The following is a 17,856-nucleotide window of genomic DNA, read 5'->3' as shown; positions in this document are numbered from 1 at the left end:
GCCGGTGGAGGGGTACGGAGCGTGGCGGCGGATATGTCCTGTAGGAGCGGGCATGACCGCGACACCTGGGCGGGTGGCGGCGGCGATGACGCCATGATCCCTGCATCCGTCTGCAGTTCCATTCGTGCAGGGCTGATGGCCATGACACGGGGCCAGGTTGGGGGTGAGACGGAATGCCGGCAACCTCGATCGGGGGCGGCGTCGGTGTCGCGGTCGTGCCCGCTCCTACGAAGGGCGGCGGGCGGCCGGGCCCGGCGGTGCGCGGTAGAATGGCGCCGTGAGCTTCATCGTCCGCGCCATCACCCTCGACCTCGACGACACCCTGTGGCCGTTCGCGCCGATCGGCGCGCGCATCGACCAGGTGCTGCACGACTGGATGGGCGTGCACAGCCCGGCGACGGCGGCGATGTACCCGGTCGCGGCGATGCGCGAACTGCGCGAGCGTTCGTTCCGCGACAACCCGCACCTGCACCATGACCTGTCCGCACTGCGCCGGCTGACCCTGGCCGAAGCGCTGGAACGCAGCGGCGCCAGCCTGGACCTGCTCGAGCCGGCGTACGAGGCGTTCTACGCCGCGCGCAACCAGGTCGAGTACTACCCCGACGCACTCGACGCACTGGCCCGGATCGCGGCGCGGGTGCCGGTGGCGGCGCTGAGCAACGGCAATGCGGACCTGGAGCGAGTCGGCATCGCCCACCACTTCGCCTTCCAGCTGGGCGCGCGCGAACACGGCGCGGCCAAGCCCGAGGCCAGCATCTTCCTGGCCGCGTGCGCACGCCTGGAGTGCGCCCCGGCACATGTCCTGCACGTGGGCGACCACGTCGAGATGGACGTCGCCGGCGCCGCGCGCGCCGGGCTGCGCAGCTGCTGGATCAACCGCGAGGCGCGCGAATGGGCGCACGCGGAGATCGTGCCCGACCTGCAGTACACGACCCTCACCGCGCTCGCCGACTGGCTGGAAGCGCACCTCCCCGAACGCGACATCGCCACGGACCACGCCGCATGAACCCCCAGTCCCATTACGCCGATACCGGCGCTTCCGCGCTTCCCATGCACCTGCTCGACCGCGACGGCTACGGTGCCTGGCGCGCGACGCAGCCGGCCGCCGTGGCGGCGTGGCTCGATGCGCAGGAATTCCAGCCCGGCGCCGGTTCGGTGGCGCTGCTTCCGGGCGAAGGCGGGATCGGCGGCGCGGTGGTCGGGATCGGCGATCCGCTGGATCCGTGCAGCTACGCGCACGCGCCGACCGCATTGCCGCCGGGTGCATGGGCGCCGGCCACCGACCTGCCGGCCGCGCAGCGGGTCGCCTTGCAGCTGGGCTGGGGCCTGGGCAGCTACCGCTTCGACCGTTACAAGACTCCGCCGCGCGCGCCGGCGAGGCTGCGCCTGCCGCAGCTCGACGACGAAGCGCTGGACGTGCTGCTGGCGACCATGCGCGTGCGCGACTGGGTCAACACGCCAACCCAGGACATGGGCCCGGCGCAGCTGGAAGCCATCGCCCGCGAGCTGGCTGCCGAACACGGCGCGCACATCGAGGTGGTGACCGGCGAATCGCTGCTGGCGCACAACTTCCCGGCGATCCACGCGGTCGGCCGCGCCTCGCACCGCGCGCCGCGGCTGATCGAGCTGCGCTGGGGCTTCGAATCTCCCGAGAGCCGCGCCGATCCGCACGTGGTGCTGGTCGGCAAGGGCGTGTGCTTCGACACCGGCGGCCTGGACATCAAGCCGGCCGACGGCATGCGCAACATGAAGAAGGACATGGGCGGCGCCGCGCACGCGCTGGCGCTGGCCGCGCTGGTGATGTCGCGCAAGCTGCCGGTGCGGCTGAGCCTGCTGGTGCCGGCGGTGGAGAACGCGATCGGTCCGGACGCGTTCCGGCCGGGCGAGGTGATCGCCACCCGCGCCGGGGTCAGCGTGGAGATCGACAACACCGATGCCGAGGGCCGGGTGATCCTGTGCGACGCGCTGACCTATGCGGGCGAGCAGAAGCCGGCGCTGATCGTGGATTTCGCCACGCTCACCGGCGCGGCGCGCATCGCCCTGGGGCCGGACCTGCCGGCGCTGTTCGCCAATGACGACGCGCTGGCCGCGGCCTGGCTGGCGGCCGGCGAGCAGACCCGCGACCCGGTGTGGCGCATGCCGCTGTGGCGCCCGTACCTGCGCTACCTGACCAGCAATGTCGCCGACCTGGCCAATGCCGGTTCGCGCATGGCCGGCGCGGTCACCGCGGCGCTGTACCTGGAGCGCTTCGTGCCCGGCGGCACGCCCTGGGCGCACCTGGACACCTACGCCTGGAACGACAGCAGCCGCGCCGGCCGCCCCGCCGGCGGCGAAGCGCTGGGCCTGCGTTCGGCCTGGGCGCTGCTGAAGGCGCGCTACGGCGGCTGACGAACCTGGCGTCGCGGCCACGCTCGAACCGGCCACGGCGCCCTTCCCGCACCCTCGGCGCTCAGGCCGACGATGCGGTCGCGGCCTCGCATTCGAAACGGTCGCGACCGGCGCGCTTGGCCCGGTACAGCGCGCGATCGGCGCGTCGCATCAGCATCTCGGCGCCGTCGCCAGCGCCTTCGAAGCCGGCGATGCCGATCGACACGGTGACCGCCGGCAGTTCGCTGCCCAGGTGCTCCACGCGCATCGCCCGCACCGCGTCGCCGATCTCCAGGGCGCGGCGGCCGGCCTGCTCCAGCGTGGTCTCGGGCAGGATCAGGGTGAACTCCTCGCCGCCATAGCGGCAGGCGATGTCCTCGCCGCGCGCGATGGACCCGAGCAGGTGGCCGAAGCCGGCCAGCAGTGCGTCGCCACCGGGATGGCCATGCAGGTCGTTGAACGCCTTGAAGTGGTCCAGGTCGAGCATGAGCAGGCTCAGCGGCATCGCGCGACGCTCGCAGCGCGCCAGCTCACGGGCCAGCGACTCTTCCAGGTAGCGGCGGTTGAACAGGCCGGTGAGTGGATCGCGGATCGACTGGATGCGCAGGCGTTCCTGCAGGGCCAGGTTGTGCAGCGCCATCGACAGCTGCTCGGTGGCCGCCTGCACCAGGTCCATCCGCGCCAGCATCGCCGGCGACGCCGACGACAGGTACAGGAAGCCCAGCTGGTTGCCCTGCGCCACCAGCGGGATGCAGGCGGTGTTGAGCTCGACGTCGATGGCCGGCGGCTCGATGTGCGCGCAGTGCAGGGTCTCGCCATGCGCGCGCAGCAGGTGCGGCTGGCCGCGACGCAGCGCCCAGCAATGTTCCGGCGGCAGCAAGGCGGCGCTGGCCGCCACGTGTTCGCCCCAGTGCGCCAGTTCCTCGGCGTAGTCCTGCGAGGCGCGGATGCGGTACAGCGTGCCGCCGGTGCCGGGCAGCAGCCGCGACAGCAGCTGGGTGGTCAGTGCCACCGCCTCCTCGGGCTTGAGGCAGTTCTGCAACAGGCTGCCGTAGCGGTTGAGTTCGGCCAGGTCGCTGGTATGCCGTTCCAGCTGCCCGACCGACTCGCGCAGGCGCAGGTTGGCTTCGGCGCCGGAGCGCTCGGCGCGGCCGCGGCGGCGGATCTCGCGCACGAGCAGCCAGTACACCGCGCCGACCACGGCAATCCCCAGCGGGATGCCGAGCAGGGCCAGCAGGCGCAGCACGTCGGCGCTGCGCCGGCTGGAGAGGTCGCGGGCGGCGAGCAGTTCGCGCTCGCGCTCGAGCAGCTGCTGGGCCTCGCTGCGGATCGCCGAGGACACCTGCAGCACGTCGCGGTCGATGCCCGCCTGCGCGGCGGCCAGTCCGCCCTGTCGGTAACGGCCCAGGTTGGCCTCGATCTGGGCGATGCGGCGGTCGCGCAGGTCGCGCAGGCTCCGGACCCGCTGCAGCTGCTGCGGGTTGTCGCGGACCAGCCGTTCCAGCCGGTCCAGCTGCGGAGCGGTCTGCTCGCGGCTGACCTGGTAGATCGCCAGGTAATCGACGTCGCCGGTCAGGAGGTAGCCACGCTGGGCCGCCTCGGCGTCGCGCAGGCGCGCCTCGACCGCATCGACGCTGGCGATCACCTCGTTGGTATGCGCCACCTGGTTGGCGTCGGCGATGAAGCGCTGCGCGCCCAGCAGCACGCCCACGCCGATCCCGGCGAAGATCAGTGCGGCGGCGGGCAGGCCGATACGGTTGGCGAGGTGCAGGCGGCGGGGCATGGCGGGAAGTGTGCGGGACGGGACGTGAAACGGCAGCCCCCATGCAAGGTCCGTACCGCCGGAGCGTCCCGCGATTCCGCGCGCTAGGATGGCCCGGCCACGTCCGTGGCGGCGCGGTGCACGCACCGGGGGACGCATGGGGACCGGCTTCACCCGACGCCATCGGCTGGATACCGCCTCCGGCTGGGCATTCGTCCTGCTCGCCTGGACCGCGGTCGTGATCGGGTTCGCCAGCCAGGTCACGGCGCGCTTCACCGGCCAGGCCGACTACCCGGCCCCGGTCGCGCTGGAAGTGCATGTCTGGGCGTTCTCGGCCTGGCTGGTGCTGCTGGCCTTGCAGGTGGCGCTGGCCAGCAGCGGCCGCCTGCACTGGCACCGCAGGGTCGGCACGCTGGGCATGCTGCTGGTGCCGGTGATGGCCTGGTCGGCGGTCGCCGCGGAGTTCTACAGCCAGCGCTTCTATGCGCCGGGCGACCCGGAGAACATCCGCTTCCTGCCGATCGCGATGAACAGCGTGCTGGGTTTCGTCGGCTGCGCGGTGGCGGCGTTCCTGATGCGGCGCTCGCCGCCGTACCACAAGCGTCTGGTGTGCCTGGCCACCACGGTGATCCTCGTCGCCGCATTCGCGCGCTGGTGGGGTGGCGCGATCGCCTCGGCATTGCCACCGGGCTTCATGGCCGAGTGGCTGTCCAACTACGCCGGGGTGCTCGTCTTGTTCGCCGCCGCGATGGGCTACGACCTGGCCACGCGCGGCAGCGTGCACCCGGTCCATCGCGTCGCGATCCCGGTCCTGGTGGGCATGCAACTGCTGGCGGTGGCGATCGGCCAGGGCCAGGCCTGGCCGGAGCTGGGCCGACGCCTGCTCGGCATCGGCTGAGGCGCCCGGATTACAGCCAGCCCTTCTGCCGCGCCAGGCGCGCGGCCTCGATGCGGTTGCCGACGCCGAGCTTGCCGATCGCCTCGGACAGGTAGTTGCGCACGGTGCCCTGCGAGAGGTTCAGCTGGATGGCGATCTCGCCGGAAGACCTGCCCTCGCCGGCCAGGCGCAGCACCTGGCGCTCGCGCTCGTTGAGCGGATCGGCTTCGCCCCAGGCTTCCACCGCCAGTTCCGGATCAATCGCACGACCGCCGTGGCGGACCTTGCGCAGCGCTTCGGCCAGGCGTTCGGCCGGCGCATCCTTGAGCAGGTAGCCGACCACGCCGGCCTCCAGCGCGCGGCGCAGGAATCCGGCGCGGGCGAAGGTGGTGACGATCACCACCTTGATCGGAAGCTCGTGGCGCTGGATGCGCTGCGCCAGTTCCAGTCCGGTCAGGCCGGGCATCTCGATGTCGGTGACCAGCACCTCGGGCTGCAGGCGCTGCACTTCGCGCCAGGCGCTCTCGCCATCGGCCACGGCGCCGACGACCTCGATATCGGATTCCATGCCCAGCAACGCGGCCAGCGCGCCGCGGACCATCGCCTGGTCTTCGGCCAGGAGCACGCGGATCATCGGGATGGGGTCAGTGCAGGCATGGGGCGACGGTAGCAAAAGTCGTACTCGCGGTGCCTGTCCTGGTTGCTGGCCGCCAGAGGCGCACGGGTGGCGTGGTCGGAATCGCGGGGGCGTCGCCTGCGCGATGGCGTCGGTGTCGCGGTCGTGCCCGCTCCTACGACAGCGGGGACCACGCGCCCTTGTAGGAGCGGACTTCAGGCCGCGACACCGACGCCGCCGGAATCGCGGGGGCGTCGCCTGCGCGATGGCGTCGGTGTCGCGGTCGTGCCCGCTCCTACGACAGCGGAGACCACGCGCCCCTGTAGGAGCGGACTTCAGGCCGCGACACCGACGCCGCCGGAATCGCGGGGGCGTCGCCTGCGCGATGGCGCCGGTGTCGCGGTCGTGCCCGCTCCTACGACAGCGGGGACCACGCGCCCTTGCAAGGGCGGACTTCAGGCCGCGACGCGACGCTGTCGGAATCGCGGGGGCGTCGCCTGCGCTACGGCGTCGGTGTCGCGGTCGTGCCCGCTCCTACGACAGCGGAGACCACGCGCCCTTGTAGGAGCGGACTTCAGGCCGCGACACCGACGCCGCCGGAATCGCGGGGGCGTCGCCTGCGCTACGGCGTCGGTGTCGCGGTCTTGCCCGCTCCTACGACAGCGGGGCGTCGGTGCGCGTGGCATGCGCCGGTGGCGTGGTCGCACCGGCCTGCCAGTGCGGCAGGTCGGCCAGCAGGCGCGTGCCGCGCCCGGGCGCCGGCTCGATCCGCAGGGCGCCGCCGAGCACCTGCAGGCGTTCGCGCATGCCGTCCAGGCCATTGCCCGGCCGGACCACGCCGCCACGGCCGTCGTCCTCCACGCACAGCCGCCACTGCCGCGCATCGCCCGTCAGCGATACCCGTACCCGGCTGGCGCGCGCATGGCGATGGACGTTGGTCACCGCTTCGCGCAGGCACAACGCCAGCACCGTTTCCTGTTCCGGCGGCATCGCGACCGCGGGCACGTCGACCTGCAAGCCGATGCCCTCGCCCTGCAGCAGCACCTTGGCCGCCGCCAGTTCCGCGGCCAGGCCCGCGGCGCGGATGCCGGTGACCGCGCGCCGGACCTGGCCCAGCGCATCGCGCGCGACCTGGCCCAGTTCGCCGATCTCGCGCTGCGCCGCCTCCGGGTCGCGCTGCAGCAGGCGCCCGGCGAGGTCGGCCTTCAACGCCACCAGCGACAGGGTATGGCCGAGCAGGTCGTGCAGGTCGCGGCCGATGCGCTCGCGCTCGGCGGTGGCGGCCAGGCGCCGGACCTCGTCCTGCGATAGGCGCAGCGCGGCGTCCTTGTGGTGGCGCTGGCGCTCGACGTGCACGATCAGGCCGACCACCAGCGTGGTCACCGGCAGCCACACCAGCGCCGACCACGGATAACCGATCGAGCGCGCGAGCACTACCAGGCACACGTTGGCCAGCAGCAGGACCGCCGCGTAGTGCCAGCCGCTGCGCCAGCGGTGCGCGCCGAGCATCACGCAGCCGAACACGAAGTAGCTCATGCCCGACGGGTACCAGCGCAGCAGCGCCAGGCACAGCACCAGCATGCCGGTGGCGCACGCCGCGACCCAGCGCGACGGCAGCACCAGCGTGCCCGCGTACAGGGCCAGGAACAGCGGATAGGACAGCGCGGTCAACGCCCACCACAACGCGTTGTAGCCCTGCGGGGTGAACACCGGCACCACGAACACCCACATCGTCCACAGCACGTGGATGAACTCCATCCATGCGGGCTGTCCACGCGACTGGCTGGCGGCCAGCAGCGAATCGGGCGCGACCTTGATCCATCCGGGGACGAAGCGATTGGGCGGGACAGCGCGCATGGCGGGGACTCGGATCAGGGGGTAGCGAGGCGACGACGCGCCAGGGCCAGGAACAGGAGGGTCACGCCGAGCAGCACCAGCACGTGCAGCCCCAGCGGCGCGCCGTCGCCAAACCCCACCTGCGCCTGCGCGATCCGGGACAGATGGTACGCCGGCCACGCCGGTGCCAGTTCCTGCAGCAGCCCGGGCAGCATCGACAGCGGTACCCACAGCCCCGACAGGAACGCCATCGGCAGGTAGACCAGGTTGATCAGCGCCGGTGCGCCACGCCCGCCGACCAGCGTGCCCAGCCACAGGCCCAGCGCACTGAACGGCAATACGCCGAGCAGGCAGGCCACGACCAGGCCCAGCCATTGCGCCGGTGCCAGGCGCACGCCGGCCACGCCAATGGCCAGTGCGGCCAGCAGCGCGAGGATGACGGTGGAGAACAGCATCGCCATCGCCACCTTCGCCGCCAGGTACGCGCCCGGCGGCATCGGCTGGGCGCGCTTGAGGGTCAGCAGTCCCTGCTCGCGGTCCATCGCCACGGTGACGCCGAAACCGAACAGGGCCACGCCCATGATCCCGAACACGCTGTAGCCGGCCAGCATGTAACGCGCCGCGTCCGGCCCGCCGCGGCCACCCAGCAGCACGCCGAACAGCAGGTAGAACACCGCCGGGAACAGCAGGCACGGCAGCGAGAACGACGGCGTTCGCCAAAGCCGCAGGAATTCGTAGCGGGCCTCCTGCATGTAGGCGCGCGAGGCGGAGAAACGCACGGGCGTGGAACGGTCGATGGCGTCCATCAGGCGACCTCCTCTTCGGGCTGTGCTTGCTTCGCGCCAGAGTGCGCGGTGAGGGCGAGAAAGGCGTCGGCCAGGCCCGCGCGATGAACTTCCAGACCGGACAGCGACGGATCTTCGGCCAGCAGCCGGCGCACGACCGCTTCCGCGTCCGCCGCCACGACCTGGAGGCGGCCATCGCGAACGACCGCTTCCTGCACGCCCGGCCAGGCGGCCACCGCCGCGGCCGACAGAATGGAGGCGCAGCCGATCCGGCACTGGGCGACGCGGGCGCGAATCTGTTCGACGCTTCCCTGCGCCAGCAGGCGACCGTGGTCGACCACCACCACCCGGTCGGCCAGCGCCTCGGCCTCTTCCAGGTAGTGCGTGGTCAGCAGCACCGCGCAGCCTTGCGCGGCCAGTTCGCGGATCGCGCGCCATAGCGCCTGCCGCGCGTCGATGTCCAGGCCGGTGGTCGGCTCGTCCAGGAACAGCAGCCGTGGATTGCCGCACAGCGCCATCGCGAACTGCACGCGTCGCTGCTGGCCGCCGGACAACTGGCCGTAGCGACGCTTCTGCAGGTCCTGCAGACCGGCCAGCGCCAGGCACGCGTCGATGTCGCGCGGCTGCGGATAGTAGCTGCGGGTCAGGTCGACCAGCTCACGCACCTTCAAGGTGTCGGGGATGCCGGCGGTCTGCAGCATCACGCCGATACCGCGGCGCGCTTCCAGTGCCTGCGGCGGCAGGCCGAACAGTTCGGCGCGGCCGGCGTCGGGCGCGTGCAGGCCCAGCAGCAGGCCGATGGCGGTGGTCTTGCCGGCGCCGTTGGGCCCGAGCAGGGCCAGCACTTGGCCGGCATGCAGCTCCAGGTCCAGTCCGTCCAGCGCTTGGACATCGCCGAAGCGCTTGCTGGCCTGGTGCAGGCGCGCCAGCGGCAGGCGCGCCGCCGGCTTCCGGGTGTCGCCCGTGGCGATGGGGACGGCGACAGGGGCGACGACGCGGGTGGCGGTATCCATTGGCGGTCTCCGTGCAGGTGGCCGCAGTGTCCGCCGCACGCGCCGGCGGCGGCAGTCGTCGATGCCATGCCAAGCGCATGACAGCTGTCACTACGCCGTGCGTCCGCGCATCGGCAGGATGCACCGGTGCCCGGGCGGCGTGTCGAACCGCACCACCGTCGTCCGTCCTGGCATGGAGGTATTCCATCCCGCGTGGTGGCCCTCCGCCAGAAAGTGACTTCCGGCAGCTGGCCGCCGTGTACCCTTGCCGCCGACACTGGACCGGGATCGCAACGAGAACCTGATGAACGCTTCCGCTGAACTGCTCAAGGAACTCCGCATCGAACGCGGCAAGGCACCGTCCACGCCGCCGCCGTCGCGGCGCGGGTTGTGGATCGGCCTGGCCGTGGCCGCCGCCGTGCTGCTCGCCGCCGTGGTCGCATGGCTGGTGCTCGGTGGCGAGAAGGCGCCCGAAGTGCGCACCGCGCCGGTGGTCGCCATTTCCGGCGCCGGTGGCGCCAGCGCCTCGGTCCTGGATGCCAGCGGCTATATCGTCGCGCGACGCATGGCCACGGTGTCGGCCAAGGTCACCGGCCGGGTCAAGGAAGTGCTGATCGAGGAAGGCATGCGCGTGGAGGAAGGCCAGGTGCTGGCCCGGCTCGATCCGATCGACGCCGATGCGCAGCGCGCGCTGGCCGCGTCGCAGGTGTCGGCGGCGCATAGCCAGGCCGACAGCGTGCGTGCCCAGCTGGTCGATGCCGAGGCCAACGCGCGACGCCTGTCCTCGCTGGTGGGCCAGCAGCTGGTGTCGCGCGCGCAGTACGAGCAGGCCGTGGCCCAGCGCGACGCGCTGCGTGCGCAGCTCGTGACCGCTCAACGCAACGCGCAGGTCGCCGGCGACCAGCTGCGCATCGCCGGCCAAGGCGTGGACAACACCATCGTGCGCGCGCCGTTCTCGGGCATCGTCACCTCCAAGGCGGCGCAGCCGGGCGAGATCGTCTCGCCGCTGGCCACCGGCGGCTACACCCGCACCGGCATCGGCACGATCGTCGACATGGAGTCGCTGGAGGTCGAAGTCGAAGTCGGCGAGTCCTACATCGGCCGCGTGCAGCCGAAGATGCCGGTGGAGATCGTGCTCAACGCCTATCCGGACTGGCGCATTCCCGGCGAGGTGATCGCGATCATTCCGGCCGCCGACCGCGGCAAGGCCACGGTCAAGGTGCGCGTCGCCCTGAAGGAAAAGGACGCGCGCATCGTGCCGGACATGGGCGTGCGGGTGAGCTTCCTCGAGCAGGCTCCCGAACCCGGCGAGCAGAAGCCGCAGGGCGTGCGCGTGCCGGCCGCGGCGATCGTGCAGCGCGGCGGAAGCGACGTGGCCTTCGTGCTCGGCAACGAGGACACGGTCGAACAGCGCGCGGTCAAGCCGGGCATCGCCATGGGCCAGGACCGCCAGGTGCTGTCGGGCCTGACCGCCGGCGAAACGGTGGTACTTGATGTTCCCGAGACCCTGGCCGACGGCGACCGCGTGCGCCTGGCCGGCGCCGAAGGACAGTAACCCCGCGGCGCGTGACAAACGCGCCGCGCCACACGAACCACCTTCCGAACTGTTCCGCACCATCCCGAACCCGCCGACGCGCCACCCGCGACGGCCACGACAAGGAAGCAAAGCGATGACGGCCCTGGTTAACCTTCGCAACGTCACCAAGACCTACCAGCGCGGCCCCGAGCAGGTGCAGGTGCTGCATGGCATCGACCTGGACATCCCCAAGGGGGATTTCGTCGCGCTGATGGGCCCGTCCGGCTCGGGCAAGACCACCCTGCTCAACCTGATCGGCGGCCTGGACACGCCCAGCGGCGGCGAGATCGAGATCGAGGGCGAGCGCATCGACCGCCTTTCGGCCGGGCAGCTGTCGAGCTGGCGCAGCCACCACGTCGGCTTCGTGTTCCAGTTCTACAACCTGATGCCGATGCTCACCGCGCAGAAGAACGTCGAGCTGCCGCTGCTGCTGACCAAGCTGGGCAGCGCCGACCGCGCGCGCCGCGCCCAGATCGCGCTGACCCTAGTCGGCCTGGCCGACCGCCGCAGCCACCGCCCCAACGAACTTTCCGGCGGCCAGCAGCAGCGCGTGGCGATCGCCCGGGCGATCGTCTCCGACCCGACCTTCCTGATCTGCGACGAACCGACCGGCGACCTGGACCGGCATTCGGCCGAGGAGATCCTCGACCTGCTGCAGATGCTCAACCGCGAGCACGGCAAGACCATCATCATGGTCACGCACGATCCGAAGGCGGCCGAGTACGCCACCCATACCATCCACCTGGACAAGGGCGAGCTGGCCGATGCGCCGGCCGCGCACTGACGGAGTGCAGCGATGAAATACTTCTCGCTCGTCTGGGCGCAGCTGTTCCGCAGCAAGACGCGGACCCTGCTGACCCTGCTTTCGGTGGTCACCGCGTTCCTGCTGTTCGGGATGCTCGACTCGGTGCGCGTGGCGTTCAATTCCGGCGGCAGCGTCGATGGCGCCAACCGCCTGGTCACCACTTCGCGCCTGTCGATCACCCAGAGCCTGCCGGTGCGGCTGCAGGAACAGATCCGCACCGTGCCCGGGGTCAAGGACGCCACCTACGCGATGTGGTTCGGCGGCATCTACCAGGACCCGAAGAACTTCTTCCCGAGCTTCTCGGTGGCGCCGAACTACTTCGAGGTGTACTCCAACCTGCAGCTGCCGCCCGAGCAGCTCAAGGCGTTCCAGGACACGCGCACCGGCGCGGTGGTCGGCGAGACGCTGGCCAAGGAATTCGGCTGGAAGGTCGGCGACACCATTCCGCTGCAGGCGACGATCTTCCCGCGCCAGGGCAGCAACGACTGGCCGCTGCAGCTGGTCGGCATCTTCCGTTCCAAGGACCGTGCCGCGGCCAGCGGCGAGGAACGCCAGCTGGTGATGAACTGGAAGTACTTCGACGAATCCAACGACTACATCAAGGGCCAGGTGAGCTGGTACACGGTGACCCTCGACAACCCGGCGCACGCCTCGCGCGTGGCCCAGGCCATCGATGCGCTGTCGATGAACTCCGACCGCGAGACCAAGAGCCAGACCGAATCGGCGTTCCAGCAATCCTTCGCCAAGCAGTTCGCCGACATCGGCCTGATCGTCACCTCGATCATGGGCGCGGTGTTCTTCACCCTGCTCCTGCTGACCGGCAACACCATGGCCCAGGCGGTGCGCGAGCGCATTCCGGAGCTGGCGATCCTCAAGACGCTGGGCTTCAAGGACGGGACGGTGCTGTGGCTGGTGCTGGTGGAATCGGTGCTGCTGGTGGGACTGGGCGGCGTGATCGGCATGGCCCTGGCGCGGGTGATCCTGCCGGGCCTGGCGAGCAAGGCGCAGGGCATGCTGCCGGCGACCATCCCGCTGCAGACCTGGATCGTGGGCGCCGTGCTGATCGTGCTGATCGGCCTGGTGGTGGGCGTGCTGCCGGCGCTGCGCGCCAAGCGGCTGAAGATCGTCGATGCGCTGGCTGGCCGCTGAGGAAACCTGATCATGAACAAGCAATGGCTTTGGAACCTGCTCACGATCGTGCTGCTCGTCGTGGGCCTGGTCGCGTGGATCATGCTGCCCTGGCAGGGCGTGCTCGCCGTCGCCGTGGCGCTTGCGCTGTGGCTGTTCCTGACCCGCCAAGGGCGGCTGGCGCTGGCCGCCACCGGGATCGGCATCGCCAGCCTGCCGCAGCGCTGGGGCGCTTCGTCGGTAATTGTCGTGGGCATCGCCGGCGTGGTCGCGGTGCTGGTGGCGATGCTGTCGATGGGCCGAGGCTTCCAGACGACCATGAACAGCACCGGCAACGAGAACACCGCGATCGTGCTGCGTGGCGGTTCGCAGGCCGAGACCAACTCGGTGATCATGCGCGACCAGGTCCCGCTGATCTCCAGCCTGCCCGGCATCGCCCGCGACGGCGAAGGCCGGCCGCTGGTGTCGCCGGAACTGTCGCAGGTCGTGAACCTGGTCTCGCGCGAGGACGGCAACGACGTCAACGCGCAGTTCCGCGGCGTCGGCGAGCTGGGCTGGGCGGTGCACGACAGCGTCAAGATCGTCGAGGGCCGCAAGTACGGCAGCGGCTTGCGCGAAATCGTCGTCGGCCAGGGCGCGCAGAAGCAGTTCCGCGACCTGGACGTGGGCAGCACGCTCACCCTGGGCAACCAGCAGTGGCAGGTGGTGGGCAAGTTCGCCTCCGGCGACGTCCACGATTCGGAGATCTGGACCGACGCGCAGACCCTGGCCAGCACCTACAACCGCGGCGCCTGGCAGCTGGTCAGCGTGCGCACCGAGGGCAAGGCCGGCTTCGAGCAGTTCAAGGCGGCGATGGCGGGCGACCCGCGGCTCAAGCTCGACGTGGAAACCACCAAGGCCTACTACGCCAAGCAGAGCGGCCAGCTCAACCAGTTGCTGACGATCCTGGGCACGGTGATCGGCGCGATCATGGCGGTGGGCGCGGTGTTCGGTGCGCTCAACACCATGTACGCGGCGGTCGCGGGCCGGGCGCGCGAGATCGCGACGATGCGCGCCATTGGTTTCCGCGGCCTGCCGGTGGTGATGGCGGTGATGCTGGAGACGATGCTGCTGGCGCTGCTCGGCGGCATCCTTGGCGGGCTGCTGGCGTGGCTGATCTTCAACGGCTACAGCGCCTCGACCATGGGCAGCAACTTCAGCGCGGTGGTGTTCCAGTTCAAGGTCACGCCCGAACTGCTGTGGTCGGGGCTCAAGTGGGCGCTGGGGATTGGACTGGTCGGCGGCCTGTTCCCGGCGCTGCGCGCGGCGCGGTTGCCGATCACGACGGCGTTGCGGGCGCTCTGACGGTCCGCGGCATCCGGTGTCGGCTCCGATGAACGGAGCCGGCGCTGGCATCGCACTGTCACCGGATCCAGGTAGAAGGCAGTGACCCTCGCACGTCATGGTGCGCCGTGCTGCGCCAGTTCCGTGCACGGGGCGAGGTGGCCGGTCCACGCACGTCATGATTGTCGTACGGCGCGGCGACGGCGCGCTGGTTCCGCCGTACGGACCGACAGCCCACATACCCCGTCGCGTAGGAGCGGGCATGACCGCGACACCGACGCCCTGGGTACGGGCGACGCCGTCGTGATTCAAAGGATGTCGGTGTCGCGGTCGTGCCCGCTCCTGCAAAAGCACGAAGCCGCGATGCGTCTCGACTCGCTCGTCTATTCCGCAGCCGGCACCCTGCGCCGGCTGCGCCACAGGCCTTCGCCGGCGTAGATCGCCAGGCCCAGCCAGATCGCGCCGAAGCCCAGCGCGCGCGCCGCGTCGAATGGTTCGTGGAAGAACCACACGCCCAGCAGCAGCTGCAGCGTCGGCGCGATGTACTGCAGCAGGCCGACCACGCTGAGCGGGATCCGGCGCACGCCGTAGGCGAAGCCGATCAGCGGCACCGCGGTGACCACGCCGCCGAACACCAGCAGCAGGTCGGTGCGCAGGCTCCAGTCGCCGGTGAAGCCACCGCCGTGTCCGCTCTCGGCCCACACCACGTACGCCAGCGACGGCAGGAACAGGTACAGGCTCTCCAGCCCGAGCCCGGCCACCGGATCAACCGAGACCAGCTTGCGCACCAGTCCATACAGGCCGAACGACGCGGCCAGTCCGAGCGCGATCCACGGCGGCGAACCGGCGCTGACCGTCAGCCAGGCCACGCCCGCGGCGGCGCAACCGATCGCGATCCATTGCAGCCGGCGCAGGCGCTCGTGCAGCACGAGCACGCCCAGCACCACGTTGACCAGCGGGTTGATGAAATAGCCCAGGCTGGTCTCGACCACGTGGCCGGCATTGACCGCCCAGATGTACAACCCCCAGTTGACCGCGATCAGCACGCTGCTCACCGCCAGGGCTGGCAGCACCCGCGGTTGCGCAGCCAGCCTGCGCAGCCAGCCCCAGCCGTCGCGCAGCAGCAGCCAGCCGACCACCAGCAGCGCACTCCAGACCACGCGGTGGGCCATGATCTGCAGCGCCGGCACCGCCTTGAGCAGGTGCCAGTACAGCGGCACCACGCCCCAGATGACGAAGGTGGCGGCGGTGACCGCCAGGCCGCGGCGGTCCATGCCCGGCTGCGCCGCGGCGGCCGCGCTCACCGGCGCAATACCTTGGCCAGGGTGATGATCACCACGCCGGCCAGGATCACCGCCATCGCGCCGAGGTCATGCGCGGTGAAGCGCTCGCTCGCCAGCCACGCGCCCAGCGCCACCGCGATCGCCGGGTTCACGTAGGCGTAGCTGCTGACCAGCGCCGGACGCACGTGGTGCAGCAGCCAGACGTAGGTGCTGAAGGCGATGACCGAACCGAACACGGCCAGGTACAGCAGCGCCAGCGTGCCGTGCAGGGTCGGCACCGCGGTGAAGCTTTCGCCGCGCAGCAGGCCCACGCCCACCAGCAGGACGCCGCCGCACAGCATCTGCGCCGCCGCGGCCATGAACGGCGACGGCAGGTCGCGTCCGCGCGACCACACCGAGCCGAAGGCCCAGCCCAGCGGCGCGACCAGCAGCATCACCAGCCCGGTCGGGCTGGCGCTGAGGCTGCTGCCGGCGTTGAGCCAGACCACGCCGGCGAAACCGATCGCGATACCGACCCATTCGATCCGGCTCGGCCGCGCCCCGTAGAACAGGCCGAAGAAGCCCATCCACAGCGGCACCGACGCCACCGCCACCGCAGCCAGGCCGGAAGAGACATGCTGTTCGGCCAGGACCACGCAGCCATTGCCCAGCAGCAGGAGCATCGCGCCCATCGCCGCCAGGTTCTTCCATTGCGCGCGCGTGGGCGCGGCGACACCGCGCCAGCGCAGGAAGGCGTACATGGCGCCGCCGGCAACCACGAAGCGGGCGCCCGACACCGCCAGCAGCGGCGGCCAGCCGCCTTCCAGGGCGAAGCGGATCGCCAGGTAGGTCGACCCCCACACCACGTAGACGATGGCCAGGGCGACGACGACGGCCAGGCCGGCGGCGCGCGCCGGAGCCTGTGCGGAGACGGACATGGGGAAAGACCGCGGGGGACGGACGCAGATTCTAATGCAGCGCCCCTGCCCGATCGCGCCGCAAATGCCCGCGCAGCAGTGATACAGCGTTGCATCGACGCGTCGCTGCCGGCGCCTGAAGCGGCGGCAACGGCAGGCGCGGGGGCCTTCACCGGAAACAGCGGGCGGCGCAGAATCGGGCCCAGGTCATGCGAGGGCCGCCACGATGCGACCGCTCTTCCTGCTCACCCTGATTGCCGCCCTGGTGGCCGCCCCGGCGCATGCCGCGCGCACCGTCACCGATCCATCGCTGCCACGCGCCCTTCCCGCCGATGGCGCGGTCAGTGTGGAATGGACCGACCCGGCGCAGTTTTCCGACCTGCGCTTCAGCAACAACCGCTGGGAAGCCCAGCAAGGCGACTGGGTCACCCAGCTCGCGCGGCACCTGCAGGAACGCGCCCAGGCGCGCCTGCCCGCCGGCCAGCGGATGGATGTGACCATCACCGACATCCAGCGTGCCGGGCGCTACGAGCCGGGCGCGGGCATCAACTACAGCCATATCCGGGTGATGCGCGAAATCTATCCGCCACGGATGACCCTCAACCTGCGCATCACCGGCGCCGATGGACAGGTCCTGGCCGAGGGCGAGCGCAAGCTGTCGGACATGAGCTACCTGCAGACCGGTTCCACCATCAACACCGACAACCTGCGCTACGAGAAGCGGATGATCGACGACTGGTTGCGGCGCGAACTGCCGTCGCCGCAGGCGGTGGCCCGCGGCGACGCCGGCTGATTCAGAACTCCGGCGCCAGCGCGCGCTCGATCTGCTCGCGCGGGGCGTTGGTGTAGTTCTTGGGCAGTTCGGCCACCACCCGGCTGCGCGCCTGTTCGTGCAGCAGCGAACGGATCTGGCCCAGGGTCTGTGGATCGGCGGCCAGGACCAGGTGGGTGTAGCGCCCGCCCAGCGCGTCGTGGTTGAGCCGCAAAGCCAGCTGGCGGGCGAAGGACGCCTCGTCGGCCTCGCGCGCCGGCGTGTCCGACGGAAGGACCGAGGGCATCACCCCTTCGGCCGGATCCAGCGCCAGCGCTTCTTCCTGGTGCAGCCTGACCGCGCCGGTTTCACTGCCGAGGTTGCGGAACAGGCGCGCGGACGCGCCATCGGCGACCAGCACCCAGGTTTCGCGGGGGAGCCTGCGCATGGTTTCTCCTTGTAGGTGGGTTGGAATTGGGGGTGGGAAACTTCCGGCGAGAGGGAACCCACCCCGAAAGTAGGAACCCGGGTGTTAGCGCGCCGCGCACGCTTCGTCAGGATTTCGTAGGGAGCCGCGTCGCGGCTTGCGCGAACGGCGCCGCGCCTCCATATGGTGGAGACGCGGGTCGTGCATCATCGACAGGCCGCAAGGCCTTCGATCCACCCTCCCCTGCCCCCGGTCCCGATGGAGACGCCATGAGCCGCTTCGACCTCAGCCCGCCCACCCCCGCCCCTGTCTTCTATTACCAACTCCCAGCCCACCAGACCAAAGCCAAACTCGTTTGCCGTCTTCTTCTTTAAAAAAAAATACTGACTCTAATCATTCAAGTACTACTACTCTCACATATCTACTAACTAT

The 17,856-nt window shown here is 70.7% G+C and carries 16 protein-coding genes; 8 read left to right on the top strand and 8 right to left on the bottom strand.

Features of this window, described 5'->3' with window-relative positions:
- Positions 1 to 277 precede the first annotated feature (277 nt).
- Together CSC65_RS14785 and CSC65_RS14780 are read left to right on the top strand one after the other, a co-directional pair.
- The gene (locus CSC65_RS14785; RefSeq protein WP_162411352.1) at positions 278 to 1,006 is read left to right on the top strand and encodes an HAD family hydrolase; all 729 of its coding nucleotides are present in this window, start codon (positions 278 to 280) and stop codon (positions 1,004 to 1,006) included.
- Positions 1,003 to 2,388: a leucyl aminopeptidase family protein gene (locus tag CSC65_RS14780; RefSeq protein WP_162411351.1), complete on the top strand. Its 1,386-nt coding sequence runs from the start codon at positions 1,003 to 1,005 to the stop codon at positions 2,386 to 2,388. Before CSC65_RS14785 ends, CSC65_RS14780 begins: the two co-directional genes overlap by 4 nt.
- Before the next feature lie 61 nt (positions 2,389 to 2,449).
- Here the strand turns inward: CSC65_RS14780 and CSC65_RS14775 are convergent, their stop codons facing one another.
- Positions 2,450 to 4,150: a diguanylate cyclase gene (locus tag CSC65_RS14775; protein ID WP_162411350.1), complete on the bottom strand. Its 1,701-nt coding sequence runs from the start codon at positions 4,148 to 4,150 to the stop codon at positions 2,450 to 2,452.
- A gap of 136 nt (positions 4,151 to 4,286) precedes the next feature.
- On the opposite strand from CSC65_RS14775, the gene CSC65_RS14770 reads away from it, so the two are divergent.
- Positions 4,287 to 5,027 carry a hypothetical protein gene (locus tag CSC65_RS14770; protein WP_162411349.1) on the top strand — a complete coding sequence of 247 codons (741 nt, stop codon included), beginning with the start codon at positions 4,287 to 4,289 and terminating at the stop codon, positions 5,025 to 5,027.
- A gap of 10 nt (positions 5,028 to 5,037) precedes the next feature.
- Here the strand turns inward: CSC65_RS14770 and CSC65_RS14765 are convergent, their stop codons facing one another.
- The 4 genes from CSC65_RS14765 to CSC65_RS14750 all read right to left on the bottom strand — a co-directional run bounded on the left by CSC65_RS14765 (position 5,038) and on the right by CSC65_RS14750 (position 9,256).
- Positions 5,038 to 5,640 (bottom strand): response regulator transcription factor, encoded by a 603-nt coding sequence (locus CSC65_RS14765; protein ID WP_162411348.1) that lies wholly within the window; start codon positions 5,638 to 5,640, stop codon positions 5,038 to 5,040.
- Positions 5,641 to 6,276: 636 nt separating this feature from the next.
- Positions 6,277 to 7,479 carry a sensor histidine kinase gene (locus tag CSC65_RS14760; RefSeq protein WP_162411347.1) on the bottom strand — a complete coding sequence of 401 codons (1,203 nt, stop codon included), beginning with the start codon at positions 7,477 to 7,479 and terminating at the stop codon, positions 6,277 to 6,279.
- Positions 7,480 to 7,493: 14 nt separating this feature from the next.
- Positions 7,494 to 8,264, bottom strand: a complete 771-nt coding sequence (locus CSC65_RS14755) for an ABC transporter permease (protein ID WP_162411346.1) — start codon at positions 8,262 to 8,264, stop codon at positions 7,494 to 7,496.
- Positions 8,264 to 9,256 (bottom strand): ABC transporter ATP-binding protein, encoded by a 993-nt coding sequence (locus CSC65_RS14750; RefSeq protein ID WP_162411345.1) that lies wholly within the window; start codon positions 9,254 to 9,256, stop codon positions 8,264 to 8,266. The genes CSC65_RS14755 and CSC65_RS14750 overlap by 1 nt, the downstream gene beginning before the upstream one ends.
- 283 nt (positions 9,257 to 9,539) lie before the next feature.
- On the opposite strand from CSC65_RS14750, the gene CSC65_RS14745 reads away from it, so the two are divergent.
- The 4 genes from CSC65_RS14745 (at position 9,540) to CSC65_RS14730 (ending at position 14,088) form a co-directional block, all read left to right on the top strand.
- Positions 9,540 to 10,790, top strand: coding sequence for an efflux RND transporter periplasmic adaptor subunit (locus CSC65_RS14745; RefSeq protein WP_162411344.1), 1,251 nt, complete (start codon positions 9,540 to 9,542; stop codon positions 10,788 to 10,790).
- Between the two features lie 115 nt (positions 10,791 to 10,905).
- Positions 10,906 to 11,595: an ABC transporter ATP-binding protein gene (locus CSC65_RS14740; RefSeq protein ID WP_162411343.1), complete on the top strand. Its 690-nt coding sequence runs from the start codon at positions 10,906 to 10,908 to the stop codon at positions 11,593 to 11,595.
- Positions 11,596 to 11,607: 12 nt separating this feature from the next.
- Positions 11,608 to 12,765 (top strand): ABC transporter permease, encoded by a 1,158-nt coding sequence (locus CSC65_RS14735; RefSeq protein WP_162411342.1) that lies wholly within the window; start codon positions 11,608 to 11,610, stop codon positions 12,763 to 12,765.
- 12 nt (positions 12,766 to 12,777) lie between these two features.
- Positions 12,778 to 14,088 (top strand): ABC transporter permease, encoded by a 1,311-nt coding sequence (locus tag CSC65_RS14730; protein ID WP_162411341.1) that lies wholly within the window; start codon positions 12,778 to 12,780, stop codon positions 14,086 to 14,088.
- A gap of 362 nt (positions 14,089 to 14,450) precedes the next feature.
- Here the strand turns inward: CSC65_RS14730 and rarD are convergent, their stop codons facing one another.
- A complete protein-coding gene (gene rarD / locus CSC65_RS14725; protein WP_162411417.1) occupies positions 14,451 to 15,341 on the bottom strand; it encodes an EamA family transporter RarD in 891 nt (296 codons plus the stop codon).
- A gap of 26 nt (positions 15,342 to 15,367) precedes the next feature.
- On the bottom strand, positions 15,368 to 16,267 hold the full coding sequence (gene yedA, locus CSC65_RS14720) for a drug/metabolite exporter YedA (protein WP_162411340.1): 900 nt from the start codon (positions 16,265 to 16,267) through the stop codon (positions 15,368 to 15,370).
- Between the two features lie 205 nt (positions 16,268 to 16,472).
- Here yedA and CSC65_RS14715 point away from each other — a divergent pair, with 205 nt between their 5' ends.
- Positions 16,473 to 17,039 carry a DUF3016 domain-containing protein gene (locus tag CSC65_RS14715; RefSeq protein ID WP_162411339.1) on the top strand — a complete coding sequence of 189 codons (567 nt, stop codon included), beginning with the start codon at positions 16,473 to 16,475 and terminating at the stop codon, positions 17,037 to 17,039.
- Position 17,040: 1 nt separating this feature from the next.
- Here CSC65_RS14715 and CSC65_RS14710 read toward each other — a convergent pair whose 3' ends face one another.
- The gene (locus tag CSC65_RS14710) at positions 17,041 to 17,445 is read right to left on the bottom strand and encodes a host attachment family protein (protein WP_162411338.1); all 405 of its coding nucleotides are present in this window, start codon (positions 17,443 to 17,445) and stop codon (positions 17,041 to 17,043) included.
- Between the last annotated feature and the right edge of the window lie 411 nt (positions 17,446 to 17,856).

The sequence above is a fragment of the Pseudoxanthomonas daejeonensis genome (assembly GCF_010093205.1).
Classification (GTDB): domain Bacteria; phylum Pseudomonadota; class Gammaproteobacteria; order Xanthomonadales; family Xanthomonadaceae; genus Pseudoxanthomonas; species Pseudoxanthomonas daejeonensis.
The sequence above is the reverse complement of the archived record's forward strand: the minus strand, read 5'-3'. Positions and strand labels throughout refer to the sequence as shown.